Raw genomic sequence first — 3,648 nt, forward strand, 5'->3', positions numbered from 1 at the left:
TGTCTAATTCAGCCATAAGCTTATCATAGACCTGTGGTAAGCGGTGAATCCAGTACAATGCCCAGGTTATACTCATGGAGGTTGTTTCATGACCTCCTAGTAACAATATAATTAAATCGTCACGCAACTCCACATCTTTCATCGGCTCGCCTTGCTCGTCGCGAGCTTTCATCATTAAGCTCAGGATATCTTCACCTAATAAAGCTGGATTATCCTGACGTCGCTTAATTTCAGCATAAATTATGTCATCAACCTGCTGGCGAAGGCGCACAAAACGTCCCCATAAACTCCAAGGCCCCCAATCTTGCTGTAGGGCATGGAAGTACAAAACAGTAGAAGTCAAAGGACTACTCATCAAATTCAGAAGTGAAATAAATGTTTGGTTAAGCTGTTGGAAGCGAGCTTCTTCATTTACCCCAAAAATAGCACGTATAATAAATTGCAGTGAAATATCTTGCATCGAAGCCTGGACGTGAAACTGTTCTCCTTTTTTCCACTGCGTCATTTGTTGCTTAGTAATGTCACAAATTAACTGACTATAAGCTCGCATCCGCTCACCATGAAAAGCAGGCATTAACATTTTTTTTCGATGTTTGTGAAGATCGCCATCTAACAAGGGTAGTGCATTTTCACCTGAAAAAGCGGTTGGTAACTCTTTCATAGCTTCCCCTGTATTAAATGTTTGTGGGTTGGCTGTAAATATCGTCTTCATAGCTTGGGGATGACTGACAAACACCGTTGGAGGATAGTTCAAAAAACGTATTGTAAACATATCTCCATAGCGTTTAGCACAATCCTCTAAGTAATTGAGAGGATTAACAATGATATTAATAGACTGTAGTAATGCTGGTGTTTTTGGCCCATCAGGAAATTTCATTATTCTTCTCCTATTTTTGTATTTATGGACGGGTTTATAATTTAATCTGGGATAAATTTAACGGTGTTGTGGAGTGCTGAGTGCACCACCACACCGCCTTAAAAATAAGCCTACGGACGCTCCATAGGGTTAGCTGTTTGTGCTTTTTCTAAGGAGGATTTTAACTTTTCGGCTAGAGCACCAATGTATGGCTCTGTCATAATTGTCAGATGGTCTCCTGGAACAGGATGAAGTTCTACTTTTCCAGCAGAAAACTTACTCCACCCCCACATTGGGTCGTTTTTTCTACTGTCGTACAGGAGCCTATAAATATCCACACTAGGAGCAAGTTCTATTGGCACTTCCTCACTAGCTCGCAAGAGAGTAATCTGAGTTGGATAAACCTCCTGTGGAACGTAGCAAGCATTTTGATTTGCTTTAGCCACTTGAATAAGACCGCGAATTTGCTTAACTCCAGTTTCAGGAGGGAAAAGATTCACCTTTTGAAATTGCTCGTTAACATAGTTCAATTGATCATCAAAAGTTAGCTGTTGGAGAAACTCGTATGATACATCAATGTTTTTTCCAAACATACGGCCAAATATACCAGCAATGCTAGTTAGCATTTTTGCACTATTCCAATCTAGATCTAGCTTATGGCTGCTAGATTCTAATTTATCCGTATCTGGTGCATGCATATCTAGAACAGCGAGTAGAGCTATCTCATCCCCCTGCTTTTGTAATTGCTGGGCGACTTCAAAAGCCACTAATCCACCAAAGGAATGCCCCCCTAAAAAGTATGGACCTTCTGGTTGAATGGACTTTATTAATCCAATGTAGTGGGCTGCCATATCCTCAACTCGTGTGAAAGGTTCTGATTCTCCATCAAGACCAACAGCTTGCAACGCATAGAACGGTTGCTCTTGACCTAGATAGCATGACAAGTGATAAAAGTAAAGAACATTACCGCCTCCTCCGGCTATGCAGAAGAAGGGAGGCTTAGAACCAGACGTTTGAATCGGTACTAGCGAAGACCAGGAAATATACTCTTGTTCCTCGCGGAGAACCGTTGCCAGTTTTTCAATGGTCTGACCTTGAAATAAGGTTGCTAAGGATAAATTTCTTTGAAACTGTTCTTCAATTTGAGCCATCAAGCGAATAGCAACAATAGAATCGCCCCCAATGTCAAAAAAGTTACTTTGGACTCCCACGGGGAAAACATTAAGAACCTCTGACCAAATTTGGGTGAGCTTTAGCTCTACAAGATCCCGAGGAGCAATAAAGGTTTCTTCCTCCAGATCTTGGAGATTATCAGGAACAGGAAGAGCCCGACGGTCAATCTTACCATTAGCGGACAAAGGTAGAGAATCGAGTAACATTAGCTTGCTTGGGAGCATATAGTCGGGCAGGTGTAATTGTAGATGCTTGCGCAGCTGAGAAACCGTATCAGAATGACTGGATGATTTCGGAGGAGAGACTGAAGAGGTTAGCCACTGTTGAGCTTGGGCTGGCTCGATCTTTCCACCTACAAAGCTATAAAGTAGCATTTGATGAGATTCTAGCTTAAACAAATCGCTTAACTGTTGGAAATCTAAATTACCGATCGGACACAAACCAATACCAAAATCAGGAGCAGTAGTCATCAACAACTGCCCAATATGCCCTGCCTCCAGCAAGCAAAATCTTTCTGCTAATTCCCCATACATAGGCGTGATAGCATCAAGTTTGGCAATCAAAAACAATGAAAAAGCAGCTTGTTCAACAAGGGACTGATTCCCGCCGTAAATGTTATCTCCTTCAGCATTAGTTAGATCACTGATAAAAACTAAGCGGTGTTGTCGAGGACAATAATAATAAATACCTGCTTCAATTCCAGTTAAACGCTCAGACTTTATCATCAGATAACTCTGAACTGGATAAAGATTACCTGCTGAAGGATAAAGATATTTTGGCAGCGGTTTATCCGCTAAACTTAACTGACGCAAGCAGCTTAAAAACTGACTAAACTCTTTCAACTCCAATGGTTGCAGTTGAAACTGTCGATAACTTTGACGATGGAAGTAAGCTTTGGTCAGAGCTTCCTCATCAATATCCAAAGGCAAATCTATACCCTTATTCGTTGATTCCAGTTTCCTTAGACCATGTTGCTTGAGCTTAAACTCAATTCGTTCAACTGGGTCAAAGATTATCCCCTCTTTTTCACTAGGATGATAGGCTTCGGGCAACTTTGGTTGCATCTCTGAGGGCACAATATAAGCTACGATCTTTTTCCTATCTATTGAGTCTCCGATCGCATTCACCACAGCCTTCTTCACTAATGAATTACGCATTAGTGTTGCTTCAATTTCTCCTAACTCAATTCGATAACCATTAATTTTTACCTGAAAATCTTCCCTGCCAAGGAACTCAATATTTCCATCAGGTAAATAGCGTCCTAAATCTCCTGTTTTATATAATTGCTCCTGGGTCAGAGGATGACGAATAAAGTGCTTGGCTGTTTTTTCCTCATCTTTCCAGTAGCCTCGTGCCAATCCTAGTCCACCTATATAAATCTGGCCTGGAACCCACACCGGAGCAGGTTCCATCCATTGATTCAGGACATGCATCGTTTGATTGCCAAGGGGTTTCCCGTAAGGAATACTCCGCCAGTTAGGGTCAACTTCTCCTATCGGATAATAAATCGACCAAATTGAAGCTTCTGTTGCTCCACCTAGGCTAACTAATTCTATATCTGTCCATGTAGCTTTGATTTGCTGCGGCAAATTCAACGGTATCCAATCACCCGATAACAA

General features: G+C 41.5%; 2 protein-coding genes. Both read right to left on the minus strand.

The window, feature by feature from the left end; translation table 11 throughout:
* Positions 1 to 877: cytochrome P450 (locus F6K49_RS37205; protein WP_293105067.1), on the minus strand; the 877-nt coding region annotated here is incomplete at its 3' end.
* A gap of 110 nt (positions 878 to 987) precedes the next feature.
* Positions 988 to 3,648 (minus strand): thioesterase domain-containing protein (locus tag F6K49_RS37210; RefSeq protein ID WP_293105070.1); only part of this gene is annotated, 2,661 nt, incomplete at its 5' end.

The organism is Moorena sp. SIO3I6, assembly GCF_010672095.1.